Source organism: Pseudomonas sp. Irchel 3F6, from assembly GCF_900187595.1.
GTDB classification, from domain to species: domain Bacteria; phylum Pseudomonadota; class Gammaproteobacteria; order Pseudomonadales; family Pseudomonadaceae; genus Aquipseudomonas; species Aquipseudomonas siliginis.
The window spans coordinates 123250-142465 of record NZ_FYDP01000010.1; the positions used below are offsets into that span (position 1 = coordinate 123250).

General features: G+C 57.4%; 18 protein-coding genes and 1 pseudogene. 15 read left to right on the forward strand and 4 right to left on the reverse strand.

Annotated elements, in window-relative coordinates:
• Positions 1 to 16 precede the first annotated feature (16 nt).
• Entirely contained in the window at positions 17 to 1384 is a 1368-nt protein-coding gene (gene mnmE / locus CKW30_RS25970) for a tRNA uridine-5-carboxymethylaminomethyl(34) synthesis GTPase MnmE (protein WP_041476524.1), read from the forward strand.
• 42 nt (positions 1385 to 1426) lie between these two features.
• Here mnmE and CKW30_RS25975 read toward each other — a convergent pair whose 3' ends face one another.
• From CKW30_RS25975 to CKW30_RS25985, 3 genes are all read right to left on the reverse strand, one after another.
• On the reverse strand, positions 1427 to 3862 hold the full coding sequence (locus CKW30_RS25975) for a TonB-dependent siderophore receptor (protein ID WP_095182333.1): 2436 nt from the start codon (positions 3860 to 3862) through the stop codon (positions 1427 to 1429).
• A gap of 118 nt (positions 3863 to 3980) precedes the next feature.
• Positions 3981 to 4931, reverse strand: a complete 951-nt coding sequence (locus CKW30_RS25980) for a FecR domain-containing protein (protein WP_095182335.1) — start codon at positions 4929 to 4931, stop codon at positions 3981 to 3983.
• Complete coding sequence (locus tag CKW30_RS25985; protein ID WP_095182337.1) at positions 4931 to 5437, reverse strand: sigma-70 family RNA polymerase sigma factor; 507 nt, start codon at positions 5435 to 5437, stop codon at positions 4931 to 4933. The genes CKW30_RS25980 and CKW30_RS25985 overlap by 1 nt, the downstream gene beginning before the upstream one ends.
• A gap of 570 nt (positions 5438 to 6007) precedes the next feature.
• Between CKW30_RS25985 and mnmG the strand changes: the two genes are divergently transcribed.
• The 14 genes from mnmG (at position 6008) to glmU (ending at position 18996) form a co-directional block, all read left to right on the forward strand.
• Positions 6008 to 7906 carry a tRNA uridine-5-carboxymethylaminomethyl(34) synthesis enzyme MnmG gene (gene mnmG / locus CKW30_RS25990; RefSeq protein WP_095182339.1) on the forward strand — a complete coding sequence of 633 codons (1899 nt, stop codon included), beginning with the start codon at positions 6008 to 6010 and terminating at the stop codon, positions 7904 to 7906.
• Complete coding sequence (gene rsmG / locus CKW30_RS25995; protein WP_095182341.1) at positions 7903 to 8547, forward strand: 16S rRNA (guanine(527)-N(7))-methyltransferase RsmG; 645 nt, start codon at positions 7903 to 7905, stop codon at positions 8545 to 8547. Before mnmG ends, rsmG begins: the two co-directional genes overlap by 4 nt.
• Positions 8548 to 8565: 18 nt before the next feature.
• Complete coding sequence (locus CKW30_RS26000; protein ID WP_016772400.1) at positions 8566 to 9363, forward strand: ParA family protein; 798 nt, start codon at positions 8566 to 8568, stop codon at positions 9361 to 9363.
• A gap of 9 nt (positions 9364 to 9372) precedes the next feature.
• Complete coding sequence (locus tag CKW30_RS26005) at positions 9373 to 10245, forward strand: ParB/RepB/Spo0J family partition protein (protein WP_007960777.1); 873 nt, start codon at positions 9373 to 9375, stop codon at positions 10243 to 10245.
• 148 nt (positions 10246 to 10393) lie between these two features.
• Positions 10394 to 10801 carry a F0F1 ATP synthase subunit I gene (locus tag CKW30_RS26010; protein WP_016772401.1) on the forward strand — a complete coding sequence of 136 codons (408 nt, stop codon included), beginning with the start codon at positions 10394 to 10396 and terminating at the stop codon, positions 10799 to 10801.
• 16 nt (positions 10802 to 10817) lie between these two features.
• Positions 10818 to 11687: a F0F1 ATP synthase subunit A gene (atpB, locus tag CKW30_RS26015; RefSeq protein ID WP_016772402.1), complete on the forward strand. Its 870-nt coding sequence runs from the start codon at positions 10818 to 10820 to the stop codon at positions 11685 to 11687.
• A gap of 133 nt (positions 11688 to 11820) precedes the next feature.
• Positions 11821 to 12078: a F0F1 ATP synthase subunit C gene (atpE, locus tag CKW30_RS26020; protein WP_003097235.1), complete on the forward strand. Its 258-nt coding sequence runs from the start codon at positions 11821 to 11823 to the stop codon at positions 12076 to 12078.
• A gap of 58 nt (positions 12079 to 12136) precedes the next feature.
• Positions 12137 to 12607 (forward strand): F0F1 ATP synthase subunit B, encoded by a 471-nt coding sequence (locus tag CKW30_RS26025; RefSeq protein ID WP_016772403.1) that lies wholly within the window; start codon positions 12137 to 12139, stop codon positions 12605 to 12607.
• A gap of 12 nt (positions 12608 to 12619) precedes the next feature.
• Positions 12620 to 13156 (forward strand): F0F1 ATP synthase subunit delta, encoded by a 537-nt coding sequence (locus CKW30_RS26030; protein ID WP_016772404.1) that lies wholly within the window; start codon positions 12620 to 12622, stop codon positions 13154 to 13156.
• A 21-nt stretch (positions 13157 to 13177) separates the two neighbouring features.
• Positions 13178 to 14722, forward strand: coding sequence for a F0F1 ATP synthase subunit alpha (atpA, locus tag CKW30_RS26035; RefSeq protein ID WP_016772405.1), 1545 nt, complete (start codon positions 13178 to 13180; stop codon positions 14720 to 14722).
• A 50-nt stretch (positions 14723 to 14772) separates the two neighbouring features.
• Positions 14773 to 15633, forward strand: coding sequence for a F0F1 ATP synthase subunit gamma (gene atpG, locus CKW30_RS26040; protein WP_007911960.1), 861 nt, complete (start codon positions 14773 to 14775; stop codon positions 15631 to 15633).
• 27 nt (positions 15634 to 15660) lie between these two features.
• Positions 15661 to 17040, forward strand: a complete 1380-nt coding sequence (gene atpD / locus CKW30_RS26045) for a F0F1 ATP synthase subunit beta (RefSeq protein ID WP_016772406.1) — start codon at positions 15661 to 15663, stop codon at positions 17038 to 17040.
• Between the two features lie 45 nt (positions 17041 to 17085).
• Complete coding sequence (locus tag CKW30_RS26050) at positions 17086 to 17511, forward strand: F0F1 ATP synthase subunit epsilon (protein WP_016772407.1); 426 nt, start codon at positions 17086 to 17088, stop codon at positions 17509 to 17511.
• A 117-nt stretch (positions 17512 to 17628) separates the two neighbouring features.
• Complete coding sequence (gene glmU / locus CKW30_RS26055) at positions 17629 to 18996, forward strand: bifunctional UDP-N-acetylglucosamine diphosphorylase/glucosamine-1-phosphate N-acetyltransferase GlmU (protein WP_095182343.1); 1368 nt, start codon at positions 17629 to 17631, stop codon at positions 18994 to 18996.
• A gap of 36 nt (positions 18997 to 19032) precedes the next feature.
• Here the strand turns inward: glmU and CKW30_RS27395 are convergent.
• Positions 19033 to 19216 (reverse strand): annotated as a pseudogene (locus CKW30_RS27395) (IS110 family transposase); the annotation flags it as partial.

Sequence of the window (19216 nt, forward strand, 5' to 3'; positions counted from 1 at the left end):
GTCTGGATGCCGCTTTATGAGCACACCCCGTGAAACCATCGCCGCTGTCGCCACCGCTCAAGGGCGCGGCGGTGTGGGCATCGTCCGTATTTCCGGGCCGTTGGCCAGCGTTGCGGCAATAGCCATCAGCGGCCGAGAACTGAAACCACGTTACGCCCATTACGGACCGTTTTTCAGTGACGACCAGCAGGTGCTGGACGAAGGTCTGGCTTTGTATTTCCCGGGGCCGAACTCGTTCACCGGCGAAGACGTCTTGGAATTGCAGGGCCATGGCGGCCCGATCGTTCTGGACATGTTGCTCAAGCGTTGTCTGGAACTGGGCTGCCGTCTGGCCCGTCCAGGTGAATTCAGCGAGCGCGCCTTCCTCAATGACAAACTCGATCTGGCCCAGGCCGAAGCAATAGCCGATTTGATCGAAGCCAGTTCTGCACAGGCTGCGCGCAATGCGCTGCGTTCATTGCAGGGTGCGTTTTCCCAGCGTGTGCATAACTTGACCGAGCAGCTGATCGGTTTGCGTATCTACGTCGAAGCCGCCATCGACTTCCCGGAAGAGGAAATCGACTTTCTCGCCGACGGTCATGTATTGGGCATGCTCGATAAGGTACGCGATGAGTTATCCACAGTGCTGCGCGAAGCGGGGCAGGGCGCATTGTTGCGTGATGGTATGACAGTCGTCATCGCTGGGCGGCCGAATGCCGGTAAATCCAGCCTGTTGAATGCATTGGCCGGTCGCGAAGCCGCCATCGTCACCGAAATTGCCGGTACTACGCGGGATATTTTGCGCGAACATATCCACATCGACGGGATGCCGTTGCATGTGGTCGATACTGCAGGGCTGCGTGACACCGATGATCATGTGGAAAAGATCGGTGTGGAACGGGCGTTGAAAGCCATCGGTGAAGCGGATCGGGTTTTGCTGGTGGTCGATGCGACCGCACCAGAAGCACTGGATCCTTTTGCCTTGTGGCCAGAATTCCTTGAGTCTCGACCGGATCCGGCGAAAGTCACCCTGATCCGGAACAAAGCCGATCTGACCGGTGAAGCGATTGCTCTGGAAACCAGTGACGACGGCCACGTGACCATCAGTCTCAGTGCCAAGTCTGCCGAAGGCCTCGATCTGCTGCGTGATCATCTAAAGGCGTGCATGGGTTACGAGCAGACCTCGGAAAGCAGCTTCAGCGCACGTCGCCGGCATCTGGAGGCACTGCGCCACGCCAGCGCGGCATTGGAACATGGCCGCGCGCAACTGACCCTGGCGGGCGCTGGGGAGTTGCTCGCTGAGGATTTGCGCCAGGCTCAACATTCCCTGGGTGAAATTACCGGGGCGTTCAGTTCTGATGATTTGCTCGGACGGATTTTCTCCAGCTTCTGCATTGGCAAATAAAAGAGGGGGCTGTGGATAATTCATCCACAGCCCCTTTTTTGTTCACCAGTTATAGGACACCGTACCGAGCAAAGTACGATCCTCGCCCCAGTAACAGCGACCTGCATCGTTGCATCCCGAAACGTATTCCTTATCGAACAGGTTCTTCGCGTTCAGATCGACACTCCAGTGTGTATCGATCTGATATCCAACCGCCGCGTCGACCAATGTCACGTCGCCGGCATCCAGTTTTCCGTAGAGAGAAGGCGAAGTGTAGGCAAACGCACTGTCGAAATAACGCACGCCACCGGCCACATACAAGCCTTTCAAATCACCGTCGAGGAAGCGATATTTCGCCCAGGCCGACGCTTGATTACGCGGCACGCCGGTCATTTGGTGGCCCTTGACCAGCGACGTCGCCGAATCCTTGGTAATTTTTGCGTCGGTGTAGGTATAAGCCGCCGTGACATTGAGGTTCTGCGTCAAATTACTGTTGAGTTCCAGCTCCACCCCTTTGGCGCGGCTTTCGCCCACCTGGCGATAGGTTGACGTCGTTGCGTCGAAATAGGTGTCGTCCTTCTTGCGCAGGTCATACACCGAAGCGGTGAAAGCGGTGTCCCAGCCCATCGGTTCGTACTTCAAACCCACTTCGTACTGGCTGCTGGTGATCGGATCAAGCGGTGCGCCGGCATTGGAAATCTGCTGCACCGGCACGAACGCTGTTGAATAGCTGACATACGGCGTCATGCCGTTGTCGAACTCATACATCACGCCGCCCTGATAGGTGAACTTCTTGTCCTCGGAGCTGATGTTGCTGCCTCGCGCCACCTTGTCGCGGAAGTCACTGTCGACCCAGTCCTGGCGCCCGCCCAGCAGGAACAGCCAGTGGTCGTACTTGCTCTGAATCTGTGCATAAACACCCTTCATCTGCTGCTCGAGCAAAGTGTTCTGCACGGCAATTGGCGTGGTCGGATCGCGCAGGTAAACCGGGTTATACACATCGATCGGCCCGACAACGCCGGCATTCCAGTCCTGGTTGAACGAGGTGCGATCGTAGCTGACGCCCAACAGCACGGTGTTTTCCAGCTCGCCCGCCTCGAACTTGCCTTCGAGCTGGTTATCCAGCGAATACACCATGGATTTGTTGAAGCGATCGTAAGCGGTCACGTTCAACCGCGTGCCGAAACCGGCGTTGTTCAGATTGCCCGGCCAGGTTTCGTGGCGGGTGATGCGCGACTGCATGTAGCGCGAGTTCTGGCGGAACTGCCAGTCGTCGTTGAACGAGTGGCTGAACTCGTAACCGCTGCTCCAGGTTTCCCGTTCGAAGGTATTCCAGTCCGGGTCGCCGAGCATTGTGTCTTTGGATAATTGGCCGTTGGGATTACTCAGCAACGTGCCGGCGGCCGGCAGGCCAAGCTCCATGTTGGTGTGGTCTTTCTGGTAGTTGGCCAGCAGCGTCAGCGTATTGAAATCGTCGAAGTTCAGGGTCAGCGAAGGGGCGATATAAATCCGGTCGTCAGGAACGTGCTCGGTCTGGGTATCGGATTTGCGCCCCTGCATCACCACGCGTCCGAGAACGTTGCCGTTGTCATTGAGCGGGCCGGAGACATCTACGCCGATTTGCCGGCGATTGTTCGAGCCATAGCCCAGTTGCACTTCGCCCTGAGGCGCGGCGGTCGGGCGTTTGCTGACCAGATTGACCAGACCGCCTGGCGCATTTTCGCCATACAGCAGCGTAGACGGGCCACGGAACACCTCGACCCGCTCAAGTCCGTACGGCTCGGTGCTGGTGTCATAGCGATTGCCCTGCACGCGCAGTCCATCGCGCAGCAAACCGTAGCCGTAATCGGTGGCGTTGAAACCACGGATATAGAACAGGTCGCCAGCCAGACTGTCACCGGCGGCAAAAGGTGGGGCGAAGATCCCCGGCACGTAGCCGAGTACGTCGGTGAGTGTCTGGGATTTCTGATCCTTGATGCGCTGCCCGGTCACCACTGACACGGAACGCGGTGTTTCCGACAGCGGCGTATTGGTTTTCGTACCGATCCGGCTGTTTTGCGCCTTGTAGCCGACGTCGGCGGTGTAATCCAGATTCATTGGATTACCCAACTGCGCATTGATGTTGGTCGGCGCCAGCTCCAGGGAGTCACCGCTGGGCACGTTCTGCAGAATGTAACTGCCGGGTGCTTGTGGCACTGCCTGTAAACCCGAGCCTTGCAGCAATTGAGCGAAACCTTGTTCGACGCTGAAATCGCCATTTAAACCGGCACTGCGCAAGCGGCTGGTCTGCTGCGGCGAGAACGACAGAATCACATTGGCGGCAGCGGCGAACTGGCTCAAGGCACTATCCAGCGGGCCGGCGGCAATGGCGAAGCGCTGGGATGTCGACGCCGCGAAGGCGCTGTTGCTGATCACCAGACAAGACGCAGCGCTGGCCATCAATAAGCTGCATGCAATGCAATGTGGAGAAAAGCGCTGACGGAACGTGGGAAGACGCATGTGTGGATTAGCCCTGAAGGTGGCGAAGAGCCGCGTTTATCGCGATTACCTGTAGGGCCGGGTCAGGGCGAAAAAAGATAACCCTGCTTGAAATTATTTTTCCCCAGGCATTTTTTGATCAAGCGCTATGGCTGATCGAGATCCAATAACGGCTGAAATAACGCACGTTGATTGGCAACGAGGCCTGAAGGTTGGCCAGCACTGCGTCGGTCGAATCGAGCCGGAAAGTCCCGGAGACCCGCAGATCCCGGGCGCGGCGATCACAATGCAATACACCACTGCGATAGCGTCCCAACTCCGCGATTACATCGCCCAGGCGCGCGTCGAAAACGATCAACTGGCCGTTGATCCAGGCCACTTCTGATGACTGGAAGGAATGACTGAGGCCGATGTGCCGACTATCGAAATCCGCGCCTTCGCCTGCTTTCAGAATGAGCGCAGCAGTGGATGACTGCGCGGGTTGAACGCTGACTCGATCTTCCAGCACCCCAACTCTGGTTGAGCTGGACATCTGATGCACCGAGAACCGGGTGCCCAAAGCTTGAATCCGCCCGTCGCGGGTTTGCACATAAAACGGCCGCTGATCGCCAAGCTTGGCGGTTTGGATGAGGATTTCACCGGCACGCAGTTGAATCAGGCGTTGCGCTGCGTCGAAAGAAACATCGATGGCCGAGTCGGTGTTGAGCTGGATCTGGCTGCCATCGGCCAGGCTGATGGTGCGACGCTGACCCACACCGGTTTTATAGTCGGCCCAAACGTTGCCGAGGGATGTGTGTCGTTGAGCACTCCAGCCAACGAAGCCTGTTCCCGCTGCGAGCAGCAACAGCTTGAGCACCTGCCGGCGGTGCTGACCAGTGTTATTGAGCGCACATCGTTTCAGATCCTGCGGCAGCGTACCGAGGTGGCGCTGCAATTGTTCCATCTGGTTCCACGCCGCCAGATGCGCTGGATCGCTGTCTATCCACAACTGCCAGGCCTTTTGTTCGGCAAGGCTCGGTGGCTGAGACTGAAACTGCACATACCAGCTGGCGGCAGTTTCCAATAGCTGACGGTTTGCAGCGGCGGCCATCATGGCTGCGCCATGAGCAGGGCGCACTCAGTCAGGGCGCGGATCATGTGTTTTTTTACTGTGGTCAGCGAGACTCTCAATTGCACGGCGATCTGTTGATAAGTCAGTCCGTCGACTTGCGAAAGCATGAAGATCTGCCGTGTTCGCGGACCCAGCCCGGTCAATGCTTTATCCACAGCGATCAGGGTTTCAATGATCAGCGCCCTGTCTTCTTCGCTAATGACTGACGCTTCCGGCCGAGCTGCGAGGGCCTGCAGATAAGCGCTTTCAATCGCCCTGCGTCTATAACGATCGATGACCAGGCCGCGCGCAATAGTCGTCAGGTAATCCCTCGGCTCACGAATATGAGCTGCATTGCGCGCCGCCAGAATTCGCAAAAACGTGTCATGCGCCACATCGGCTGCATCGCAGGCGTTGTGCAGTTTGCCCTTGAGCCAACCATACAGCCACGAATGATGTTGCTCGTAGATTTGCTCGATCGCAGCGGTGTGGGCGGGTAGGGGCATGGGAGAAACTGATGTTTTAATGATAATGGCTATTATTAGCTTCTGTTACGTCCTCTCACAATAGCCTTTTCATTTCCTGCCCTTGGCTTGCCGAGCGTCACTAATCCCTAGCTGACGCTTTTTTTGCGTCCGGAAAAAGACATGTTGGCGATTTTCTGTGGACTAAGCCCTGTGAATAACTGCTCCTGAGGTCAGTTGATAAAGGGGGTTGAAAACTGGATATAACCCGCTCTGTGGATAACCATCCATTTCATCCACAGGCTTACACCGGTTATCCAAGGGCCTCATTGCCACATGAGCACAGGGTTTTTAATCTCTGTACACATTGTAATACATGGCCTGTAGCGATCTATCCACAGAAATGGTGCTCAGTAAGAATAAACATAAAAACAAAGGTTTTATAAATTTCTCTCTTTTTTATTTTTTTTAACCTCGAGTTCTCCACAGCTGGTTAAATTTTGTGCAAAGGGTTCTTTAGAAAGGGCGAAGTCCCTATACTTGCCGACCAGGTCCAGAAACCTGGTTTCAATATTTCCTGAATGACCTACTTAAGCAGGCACGAGGTGCGTGGTGGATTTCCCTTCCCGTTTTGAAGTGATCGTCATCGGCGGCGGTCATGCCGGTACCGAGGCAGCACTGGCGTCAGCACGCATGGGGGCAAAAACCCTGTTGCTGACGCATAACGTGGAAACCCTCGGCGCCATGAGTTGCAACCCGGCCATCGGTGGCATCGGCAAAAGCCATCTGGTCAAGGAAATCGATGCCCTCGGCGGCGCGATGGCCATGGCTACCGACAAGGGCGGCATCCAGTTTCGTGTGTTGAACAGCCGCAAAGGCCCGGCAGTACGGGCGACCCGTGCGCAAGCCGACCGGATTCTCTACAAGGCCGCTGTCCGCGAAATCCTGGAAAACCAGCCGAACCTGTGGATATTTCAACAGGCTGCTGACGACCTGATCGTTGAGCAGGAGCGAGTCCGTGGTGTTGTCACACAGATGGGTCTGCGCTTCTTCGCCGATTCCGTGGTGTTGACCACTGGTACCTTCCTCGGTGGACTTATCCACATTGGTTTGCAGAATTTCTCTGGCGGTCGCGCGGGTGATCCACCGTCGATTGCTCTGGCCCACCGTCTGCGTGAGTTGCCATTGCGTGTCGGGCGCCTGAAAACCGGTACACCGCCGCGTATTGATGGCAAATCTGTGGATTTCTCGGTGATGACCGAGCAACCGGGTGACACTCCGATCCCGGTGATGTCGTTCATGGGCAGCAAGGAGCAGCATCCGCGCCAGGTCAGTTGCTGGATCACCCATACCAACGCGCGTACCCACGAAATCATCGCGGCGAATCTTGATCGTTCGCCGATGTATTCCGCTGCCGGTGAAATCGAAGGTGTCGGCCCGCGTTATTGCCCGTCGATCGAAGACAAGATTCATCGCTTTGCCGACAAGGAAAGCCATCAGGTGTTCATCGAACCGGAAGGTCTGACCACCCATGAGCTGTATCCGAACGGGATATCCACAAGCCTGCCGTTCGACGTGCAATTGCAGATCGTGCAGTCGATCCGCGGTATGGAAAACGCGCACATCGTGCGTCCGGGTTATGCGATCGAGTACGACTACTTCGATCCCCGCGATCTGAAGTACAGTCTGGAAACCAAAGTCATCGGCGGTCTGTTCTTCGCCGGGCAGATCAACGGCACCACCGGTTACGAAGAAGCCGGCGCTCAAGGTCTGCTCGCCGGCGCCAACGCTGCGCTGCGGGCCAAGGGCAAAGAAGCCTGGTGTCCGCGCCGCGATGAAGCGTACATCGGCGTTCTGGTCGACGACCTGATCACCCTCGGTACCCAAGAGCCGTACCGCATGTTCACCTCTCGCGCCGAGTACCGCCTGATTCTGCGCGAAGACAACGCCGACCTGCGCCTGACCGAAAAAGGTCGCGAACTCGGTCTGGTCGATGACGCGCGCTGGGCGGCCTTCTGCAAGAAACGCGAAAGCATCGAGCTTGAAGAACAGCGCCTGAAAAGCACTTGGGTGCGGCCGAACACCCCGCAGGGCGATGCGATTGCCGAGAAATTCGGCACACCGCTGACCCACGAATACAACTTGCTCAACCTGTTGAGCCGTCCGGAAATCGATTACGCCGGTCTGGTCGAAGTGACCGGGCAGGGCGCCGAAGATCCACAGGTCGCCGAGCAGGTTGAGATCAAGACCAAGTACGCCGGTTACATCGACCGCCAACAGGACGAAATCGCCCGTCTGCGCGCCAGCGAAGACACGAAATTGCCTGTGGATATCGATTACACCAACATCTCCGGCCTGTCCAAGGAGATCCAGAGCAAGCTCGGCGCCACACGTCCCGAAACGCTGGGCCAGGCTTCGCGGATCCCGGGCGTGACCCCGGCAGCGATTTCGCTGTTGATGATTCATTTGAAAAAACGCGGCGCGGGCCGTCAGTTGGAGCAAAGCGCTTGAGTGCCAAGGTCACTTCGCAACACGCCGAAGAGTTATCCACAGGAGCCCGCGAGCTCGGTGTCAATCTCACAGAAACCCAGCACAAATTGCTGCTGGGTTATCTGGCCCTGTTGATCAAATGGAACCAGGCCTACAACCTGACCGCCGTGCGCGATCCTGATGAAATGGTTTCGCGGCACTTGCTCGATAGTCTCAGCGTGATGTCGTTCATCGAAAACGGTCGCTGGCTCGATGTCGGCAGTGGCGGTGGCATGCCTGGTATCCCGCTGGCGATCCTGTACCCGGACTCGCAAGTGACCTGTCTGGACAGCAACGGCAAGAAAACCCGCTTTCTGACTCAGGTCAAACTGGAGCTGAAGCTGGATAACCTGCAAGTTATCCACAGTCGCGTCGAAGCGTTCCAGCCTGCGCAACCATTCAACGGGATCATTTCCCGGGCCTTCAGCAGCATGGAAAACTTCACCAACTGGACTCGCCACTTGGGCGATGCCGATACACGCTGGCTGGCAATGAAGGGCGTTCATCCGGCCGATGAGCTGGTAGCATTGCCGGCAGATTTCAAACTCGATAGCGAACACGCCCTGGCCGTCCCCGGTTGCCAAGGCCAACGCCATCTGCTGATACTGCGCCGCACGGCATGATTGGGAACACAAGCAAGAATGGCTAAGGTATTCGCGATAGCGAACCAGAAGGGTGGTGTGGGCAAAACCACCACCTGCATCAACCTCGCAGCATCCCTGGTCGCGACCAAGCGCCGGGTGCTGTTGATCGATCTCGATCCACAGGGCAACGCCACCATGGGTAGCGGTGTGGATAAACATGGTCTGGAAAACTCGGTCTACGATCTGCTGATCGGTGAATGCGATCTGGGTCAGGCCATGCACTTCTCCGAGCACGGCGGTTATCAATTGCTGCCGGCCAACCGCGATCTGACCGCGGCCGAAGTGGTGCTGCTGGAAATGCAGATGAAGGAAAGCCGTCTGCGCAGCGCGCTGGCGCCGATCCGTGACAACTACGATTACATTTTGATCGACTGCCCACCGTCGCTGTCGATGCTCACACTCAACGCACTGGTCGCCGCTGACGGGGTGATTATCCCCATGCAGTGCGAATACTTTGCGCTGGAAGGTTTGAGCGACCTTGTGGATAACATCAAGCGCATCGCCGAGCTGCTCAACCCGAACCTGAAAGTCGAAGGCCTGCTGCGGACCATGTACGACCCGCGCCTGAGCCTGATGAACGATGTTTCGGCGCAGCTCAAGGAACACTTCGGCGATCAGCTGTACGACACGGTGATCCCGCGCAACATTCGCCTGGCCGAAGCACCGAGCTACGGCATGCCGGCGCTGGCTTACGACAAGCAATCGCGTGGTGCCCTGGCCTATCTGGCTCTGGCAGGCGAGATGGTTCGTCGTCAGCGCAAAAATTCACGCATTGCTGCTGCTCAGCCAACTTAAGGAATCCCCATGGCCGTCAAGAAACGAGGTCTCGGACGTGGACTGGATGCACTGCTGAGTGGTCCGACGGTCAGCGCGCTGGAAGAACAAGCCGCGCAGGCCGACACCCGCGAACTGCAACACCTGCCGCTGGACCTGCTGCAGCGTGGCAAATATCAGCCGCGCCGTGACATGGACCCGCAGGCCCTGGAAGAGCTGGCGCAGTCGATCAAGGCCCAAGGCGTGATGCAGCCGATCGTGGTACGCCCGATTGGCGGCGGTCGCTTCGAGATCATTGCCGGTGAACGTCGCTGGCGCGCCAGTCAGCAGGCCGGGCAGGAAACCATCCCGGCGATGGTCCGCGATGTGCCGGATGAAACCGCCATTGCGATTGCGCTGATCGAGAACATCCAGCGCGAAGATCTCAATCCGATCGAAGAAGCCGTCGCCTTACAGCGCTTGCAGCAGGAATTCCAGCTGACTCAGCAGCAGGTTGCCGAGGCTGTGGGTAAGTCGCGGGTGACTGTGGCTAACCTGTTGCGACTTATTGCACTGCCTGAAGTGATCAAGACAATGCTGTCGCACGGTGACCTGGAAATGGGTCACGCGCGTGCCTTGCTCGGTCTGCCGGACAATCAGCAGGTCGAAGGGGCGCGACATGTTGTCGCACGAGGACTGACTGTGCGCCAAACCGAGGCACTGGTTCGCCAGTGGTTGAGTGGCAAACCGGAGCCTGTGGAAGCTGCAAAACCCGACCCGGATATCGCCCGTCTCGAGCAGCGTTTGGCCGAGCGCCTAGGCTCTGCGGTGCAGATTCGCCATGGCAAGAAGGGCAAAGGCCAATTGGTGATTGGTTATAACTCGCTCGACGAGCTTCAAGGTGTGCTCGCACACATCCGCTGAAACATTTCCTCATGTAGCGCGCAGTCGGAAATCACTACCTGACAGTTGAATAGGGGCAGAACCGCCCCTATACTCTGCGCGCATTTTGTCGGCACAAATTATGCCAAGTTATTGAATTTCGGCAGCCGACCATTGGAGAGCAACTGTGATGGAAACCCGCACGCCAAACCGCTTGCCTTTCCATCGCCTGGCGGTTTTTCCGGTGTTGATGGCTCAATTTGTCATTCTGCTCATTGCCGCTTTGGCGCTCTGGCAATGGCATGGAGTCGTTGCCGGATACTCGGGACTTTGCGGAGGCCTGATAGCCTTGCTGCCCAATGTTTATTTCGCTCACAGGGCATTTCGGTTTTCCGGCGCCCGAGCAGCCCAGTCCATCGTCCGGTCTTTTTATGCCGGCGAGGCAGGCAAACTTATTTTGACGGCAGTGCTGTTTGCACTGGTGTTCGCAGGTGTGAAGCCACTGGCGCCGATCGCAGTATTCGGCGTGTTCGTGCTGACGCAGTCGGTCAGCTGGTTCGCTCCCCTGCTGATGAGAACAAGACTTTCGAGACCTTAGGGCGTTTGAGGCAACCATGGCAGAGACAACCGCTTCGGGCTATATCCAGCACCACTTGCAGAACCTGACTTTCGGTCAGCTACCCAACGGCGGCTGGGGCTTTGCCCACACCGCAGCAGAAGCCAAGGAAATGGGCTTCTGGGCTTTCCACGTCGATACCCTCGGCTGGTCGGTCGCGCTGGGTCTGATCTTCGTTCTTCTTTTCCGCATGGCGGCAAAGAAAGCGACTTCGGGTCAGCCGGGTGCCTTGCAGAACTTCGTTGAAGTATTGGTCGAATTCGTCGATGGCAGCGTGAAAGACAGCTTCCATGGCCGTAGCCCGGTGATTGCACCGCTGGCACTGACCATCTTCGTCTGGGTGTTCCTGATGAACGCCGTCGACCTGGTACCGGTCGACTGGATTCCTCAGCTGGCCATCCTGATCTCCGGCGATGCCCACATCCCGTTCCGCGCCGTGTCGACTACCGACCCGAACGCGACTCTGGGCATGGCGTTCTCGGTGTTCGCACTGATCATTTTCTACAGCATCAAGGTCAAGGGCATCGGTGGCTTCATCGGCGAACTGACCCTGCACCCGTTCGGCAGCAAGAACATCTTCGTTCAGGCCCTGCTGATCCCGGTGAACTTCCTGCTGGAATTCGTCACCCTGATCGCCAAGCCGATCTCTCTGGCTCTGCGTCTGTTCGGCAACATGTATGCCGGCGAGCTGGTGTTCATTCTGATCGCTGTGATGTTCGGCAGCGGCCTGCTCTGGCTCAGCGGCCTGGGCGTTGTTCTGCAGTGGGCGTGGGCTGTATTCCACATCCTGATCATCACCCTGCAGGCGTTCATCTTCATGATGCTGACCATCGTCTACCTGTCGATGGCGCACGAAGAAAACCATTAAGACCAGTCTCGACTAGTCTGATGTTCCTCCCGGTCAAACGGGAGGGAGCTCCTTGCGGGGCAGCTGAAACGATTTGTTTTACCGCTTTAATCTAAAAAACCTAAACCATACGACGTAAAAGTCGGGAGGAAAGATGGAAACTGTAGTTGGTCTAACCGCTATCGCTGTTGCACTGTTGATCGGCCTGGGCGCACTGGGTACCGCAATTGGTTTCGGCCTGCTGGGCGGCAAGTTCCTGGAAGGCGCAGCGCGTCAGCCAGAAATGGTTCCAATGCTGCAAGTAAAAATGTTCATCGTTGCCGGTCTGCTCGACGCCGTAACCATGATCGGTGTTGGTATCGCTCTGTTCTTCACCTTTGCGAACCCGTTCGTTGGTCAGATCGCTGGCTGATTACTCGGATCTTCCGGGTAATTTGGTGTGATGGACAACGTAACTGCGAGGTGTTGGCGTGAACATTAATGCGACCCTGATTGGCCAGTCCGTTGCGTTCCTGATTTTTGTACTGTTCTGCATGAAGTATGTATGGCCTCCGGTCATCGCTGCTCTGCACGAACGTCAAAAGAAGATCGCTGATGGTCTGGACGCTGCCAGCCGTGCAGCTCGCGACCTGGAGTTGGCCCAAGAGAAAGCGGGTCAGCAACTGCGCGAAGCGAAAGCTCAGGCAGCTGAAATCATCGAGCAAGCCAAGAAACGCGGTAACCAGATCGTCGAAGAGGCTGTTGAAAAAGCCCGTATCGACGCTGACCGTGTGAAGGTTCAGGCTCAAGCCGAGATCGAACAGGAACTGAACAGCGTCAAAGACAAGCTGCGTGCCCAAGTGGGCTTGCTGGCTGTTGGCGGCGCCGAGAAGATCCTGGGTGCCACAATCGATCAAAACGCGCACGCAGAGCTGGTTAACCAACTGGCTGCTGAAATCTAAGCGAGGGCGATCATGGCAGAACTGACCACGTTGGCCCGACCTTACGCTAAGGCGGCCTTCGAGCACGCTCAGGCCCACCAGCAACTGGCCAATTGGTCAGCCATGCTCGGCCTGGCAGCAGCGGTGTCGCAAGACGACACCCTGCAGCGCGTGCTCAAGGCCCCGCGACTGACGAGCGCAGAAAAGGCCGCCACGTTCATTGACGTGTGCGGCGACAAGTTTGATGAAAAGGCACGCAATTTCATCAACGTCGTTGCCGAGAACGACCGTCTCCTGCTTCTGCCGGAGATCGCCGCTCTGTTCGACCTGTACAAGGCCGAACAAGAGAAATCGGTAGACGTTGAAGTGACCAGTGCATTTGCATTGAACCAAGAACAGCAAGACAAACTCGCCAAGGTTCTCAGTGCACGACTCAACCGGGAAGTGCGCCTGCAAGTTGCGGAGGACGCTGCCTTGATTGGTGGTGTCGTGATCCGCGCCGGCGACCTGGTTATCGATGGCTCGATTCGCGGCAAAATCGCGAAACTTGCCGAAGCATTGAAATCTTGAGTTTGAAGGGGCAGCAGAGCAATGCAGCAACTCAATCCTTCCGAAATAAGTGAAATTATCAAGGGCCGCATCGACAAGCTCGATGTGACCTCCCAAGCCCGTAACGAAGGCACTGTCGTCAGCGTATCTGACGGCATCGTGCGGATTCACGGTCTGGCCGACGTCATGTACGGCGAGATGATCGAGTTTCCGGGCGGCGTCTACGGTATGGCTCTCAACCTGGAGCAGGACTCCGTAGGTGCCGTGGTATTGGGCTCCTACCAGTCGCTGGCTGAAGGCATGAGCGCCAAGTGCACCGGCCGCATCCTCGAAGTTCCTGTTGGTAAGGAATTGCTGGGCCGCGTAGTCGATGCTCTGGGTAACCCTGTTGACGGCAAAGGTCCACTGGGCAACACCGAGACCGACGCGGTCGAGAAAGTTGCTCCAGGCGTGATCTGGCGTAAGTCGGTAGACCAGCCTGTACAGACTGGCTACAAGGCTGTCGATGCCATGATCCCTGTCGGCCGTGGCCAGCGTGAGCTGATCATCGGTGACCGTCAGATCGGTAAAACCGCTCTGGCGATCGACGCGATCATCAACCAGAAAGACAGCGGCATTTTCTGCGTCTACGTAGCCATCGGTCAGAAGCAATCGACCATCGCCAACGTGGTTCGCAAGCTGGAAGAAAACGGCGCCCTGGCCAACACGATCATCGTGGCTGCCAGTGCTTCGGAATCTCCTGCGCTGCAATTCCTGGCACCGTACTCCGGTTGCACCATGGGTGAATTCTTCCGCGACCGCGGTGAAGACGCGCTGATCGTTTATGACGATCTGTCCAAGCAGGCAGTGGCTTACCGCCAGATTTCCCTGCTGCTGCGCCGTCCACCAGGCCGTGAAGCTTACCCAGGCGACGTGTTCTATCTCCACTCCCGTCTGCTGGAGCGCGCATCCCGCGTTTCGGAAGAATACGTAGAGAAGTTCACCAACGGCGCAGTGACCGGAAAAACCGGTTCCCTGACCGCACTGCCGATCATCGAAACCCAGGCTGGCGACGTTTCCGCGTTCGTTCCGACCAACGTGATTTCCATCACCGACGGTCAGATCTTCCTGGAATCGGCCATGTTCAACTCGGGCATCCGCCCTGCAGTGAACGCCGGTGTTTCGGTATCCCGTGTGGGTGGTGCCGCTCAGACCAAGATCATCAAGAAGCTCTCCGGTGGTATCCGTACCGCTCTGGCTCAGTACCGTGAACTGGCGGCATTCGCCCAGTTCGCTTCTGACCTGGACGAAGCGACCCGCAAGCAACTTGAGCATGGTCAGCGCGTTACCGAGCTGATGAAGCAGAAGCAATACGCACCAATGTCGATCGCTGACATGGCGCTGTCGCTGTATGCCGCTGAGCGTGGGTTCCTGACTGACATTGAAATCGCCAAGGTCGGCAGCTTCGAACAAGCGCTGATTGCTTTCTTCAACCGCGATCACGCCGATTTGATGGCCAAGATCAACGTTAAAGGTGACTTCAATGACGAAATCGACGCTGGCATGAAAGCCGGTATCGAGAAGTTCAAGGCCACCCAAACCTGGTAAGCCGCAGCGGGAGCCGCGAGGCTCCCGCTTGCTAACCTGATAGGTGTTACATGGCAGGCGCAAAAGAGATTCGCAGTAAGATTGCGAGCATCAAAAGCACGCAAAAGATTACCAGCGCCATGGAAAAAGTGGCGGTCAGCAAAATGCGCAAGGCACAAATGCGCATGGCTGCTAGCCGTCCTTATGCGGAGCGTATCCGCCAGGTAATTGGGCATCTGGCCAACGCCAACCCGGAATACCGCCACCCGTTCATGATCGACCGCGAAATCAAGCGCGTCGGTTATGTCGTCGTGAGCAGTGACCGTGGTCTGTGCGGCGGCTTGAACACCAACCTGTTCAAGGCCCTGGTCAAGGACATGGCGGTAAACCGCGAAAACGGCGTCGAGATTGATCTGTGTGTAGTCGGTAGCAAGGGTGCGGCCTTTTTCCGCAACTTCGGCGGTAACGTCGTTGCAGCTATCAGCCACCTGGGTGAAGAGCCGTCGATCAATGATCTGATCGGCAGCGTCAAGGTGATGCTGGATGCCTACCTGGACGGCCGTATCGACCGCCTGTCCGTGGTGTCCAACAAGTTCATCAACACCATGACGCAACAGCCTACCGTGGAGCAGTTGATTCCACTGGTGGCAACCCCGGATCAGGATCTCAAGCACCACTGGGACTATCTCTACGAACCGGACGCCAAAGAGCTGCTTGACGGCTTGATGGTCCGTTACGTCGAGTCGCAGGTCTACCAGGCGGTGGTCGAGAACAACGCGGCTGAACAGGCTGCGCGGATGATCGCGATGAAGAACGCTACCGACAACGCCGGTGATTTGATCAGCGATTTGCAGCTGATCTACAACAAGGCGCGTCAGGCTGCGATCACCCAAGAGATCTCGGAAATCGTCGGCGGCGCTGCCGCGGTTTAACGGTTCAAATATTCAGAGGATCCAGCTATGAGTAGCGGACGTATCGTTCAAATCATCGGCGCCGTTATCGACGTGGAATTTCCACGCGACAGCGTACCGAGCATCTACAACGCGCTGACTGTACAAAGCGCGGCCGCAACCACCCTGGAAGTTCAGCAGCAGCTGGGCGACGGCGTGGTGCGTACCATTGCGATGGGTTCCACCGAGGGCTTGAAGCGCGGTCTGGAAGTCACCGACTCTGGCGCAGCCATCTCCGTACCGGTCGGTAAAGCGACCCTGGGCCGGATCATGGACGTCCTCGGTAACCCGATCGACGAAGCTGGCCCGATCGACACCGAAGAGCGCTGGGGCATTCACCGCGCAGCACCTTCGTTCGCCGAGCAAGCAGGCGGCAACGACCTGCTGGAAACCGGCATCAAGGTTATCGACCTGGTCTGCCCGTTCGCCAAGGGCGGTAAAGTCGGTCTGTTCGGTGGTGCCGGTGTAGGCAAAACCGTAAACATGATGGAACTGATCCGTAACATCGCCATCGAGCACAGCGGTTATTCCGTGTTCGCCGGTGTGGGTGAGCGTACTCGTGAGGGTAACGACTTCTACCACGAGATGAAGGACTCCAACGTTCTGGACAAAGTGGCACTGGTTTACGGTCAGATGAACGAGCCGCCGGGAAACCGTCTGCGCGTAGCACTGACCGGCCTGACCATGGCCGAGAAGTTCCGTGACGAAGGTAACGACGTTCTGCTGTTCGTCGACAACATCTACCGTTACACCCTGGCCGGTACTGAAGTATCCGCACTGCTGGGCCGTATGCCTTCGGCAGTAGGTTACCAGCCGACCCTGGCTGAAGAGATGGGCGTTCTGCAAGAACGTATCACTTCGACCAAGGAAGGTTCGATCACCTCGATCCAGGCGGTATACGTACCTGCGGACGACTTGACCGACCCGTCGCCAGCGACCACCTTCGCCCACTTGGACGCCACCGTCGTTCTGTCTCGTGACATCGCTTCCCTGGGTATCTACCCGGCGGTAGATCCACTGGATTCGACTTCGCGCCAGCTGGACCCGAACGTGATCGGTCAGGACCACTACGACACCGCTCGCGGCGTTCAGTATGTTCTGCAGCGTTACAAAGAGCTGAAAGACATCATCGCGATCCTGGGTATGGACGAGCTGTCGGAAGCCGACAAACAGTTGGTTAACCGTGCTCGTAAGATCCAGCGCTTCTTGTCGCAGCCGTTCTTCGTGGCTGAAGTCTTCACCGGTGCTTCGGGTAAATACGTTTCCCTGAAAGACACCATTGCTGGCTTCAAAGGCATCCTCAACGGTGACTACGACCACCTGCCAGAACAAGCGTTCTACATGGTTGGCGGCATCGAAGAAGCGATCGAGAAAGCCAAGAAACTGTAATCCCGGCGCCCGGCAACGGGCGCTAATTTAGGTTGAGGCAATCAGATGGCTATGACAGTCCATTGCGATATCGTCAGCGCGGAAGGGGAAATCTTTTCCGGCCTGGTCGAGATGGTGATTGCGCACGGTGCACTGGGTGATCTTGGTATCGCTCTGGGTCACGCGCCGCTGATCACTAATCTCAAGCCGGGTCCGATCCGCCTGATCAAGCAAGGCGGGGAAGCCGAGGTGTTCTACATCTCCGGTGGTTTCCTCGAGGTTCAGCCGAACATGGTCAAGGTACTTGCCGATACCGTGCAACGTGCCGCCGACCTGGATGAAGCTCAGGCTCAGGCAGCTCTCAAGGCTGCCGAGAATGCCCTGAACGAAAAAGGCGCGGACTTCGATTACGGCGCCGCTGCCACTCGTCTGGCCGAGGCTGCAGCCCAGCTGCGCACCGTCCAGCAGATCCGCAAGAAGTTTGGCGGTTAATCCGTCAGCCGCTTGTTGTGCGATTGATAAAAAAGGGTAGCCTCGGCTACCCTTTTTTCTTTCCGAATTCCCAGAAACCGGTCGCAATTGCGGACCACCCAGGATTGGTAGCCAGTCATGTCTCTCGAAATCGTTATCCTCGCGGCCGGTCAAGGCACGCGCATGCGCTCGGCGCTGCCCAAGGTGCTGCACCCGATTGCCGGCAACTCCATGCTCGGCCATGTTATCCACAGCGCTCGGCAACTTGATCCACAACGCATTCACGTGGTGATCGGTCACGGTGCCGATGTGGTGCGTGAGCGGCTGGCAGCTGATGACCTGAATTTCGTGTTGCAGGACAAGCAACTGGGCACTGGCCATGCCACCGCCCAGGCGGTGCCGTTCATTGATGCCGACACCGTGCTGATTCTTTACGGTGATGTGCCGCTGATCGAAGTCGAAACCCTGCAACGTCTGCTCAAGCATGTCGTGCCGGGCCAGATGGGTTTGCTCACTGTCGAGCTGGATGACCCGACCGGTTATGGCCGCATCGTGCGCGATGCCGACGGCAAGGTCGCGGCCATCGTCGAGCACAAAGACGCCAGCGAAGCGCAACGTGCGATCACCGAAGGCAACACCGGCATCCTCGCTGTGCCGGCCAATCACCTGGCGGACTGGATGAGTCGCCTGTCGAATAACAACGCGCAGGGCGAGTACTACCTCACCGACGTGATCGAAATGGCGGTCAGCGATGGTTTGGTCGTCGCCACCGAACAACCGCACGACCCGATGGAAGTGCAGGGCGCCAACGATCGCAAGCAGCTCTCTGAACTGGAGCGTCATTACCAGTTGCGCGCCGGCCGTCGTCTGATGGCTGAGGGTGTGACCCTGCGTGACCCGGCCCGCTTCGACGTACGCGGCGAAGTCAGCGTCGGCCGCGACGTGCTGATCGATATCAACGTGATCCTTGAAGGCAAGGTGATCATTGAAGACGATGTACAGATCGGCCCGAACTGCGTGATCAAGGACAGCACCCTGCGCAAAGGCGTGGTAATCAAGGCCAACAGTCATATAGAAGGCGCCATTCTCGGTGAAGGCAGTGACGCTGGTCCCTTCGCGCGTTTACGCCCGGGCACTGTGCTCGAAGCGCGCGCCCATGTGGGTAACTTCGTTGAGCTCAAAAACGCCCACATGGGCGAGGGTGCCAAGGCTGGCCATCTGACCTATCTGGGCGATGCCGAAATCGGCGCACGCACCAATATCGGTGCCGGCACCATCACCTGCAACTACGATGGCGCCAACAAGTGGAAAACCGTGCTGGGTGCTGATGTGTTCATCGGTTCCAACAACTCGCTGGTCGCGCCTGTGGATATCTCCAACGGTGCGACGACTGCGGCCGGCTCGACCATCACGCAAAATGTGGATAACGCTCAGTTGGCGGTAGGCCGAGCCCGCCAGAAGAACATCGACGGCTGGAAGCGGCCGGAAAAAATCAAAAAATCCTGATTTATCCACAATCCTTTGTAGATACTCTGTTCACGGTCAAGCTTTTTGGGTGTGTTTATCGCTAAAAAGCTTGGCTGTACTGAAGTCTTCGCCTGCCCGCATGCAGGCCCATAGTCCGGTCAGGTATTTGCGCATGACTGCGACAATAGCCTGCATCTTCCTCTTTCCTCGAGCCACCAAGGCTTCGTAAAACGCTTTCACATTTGGGTCGCAACGTATG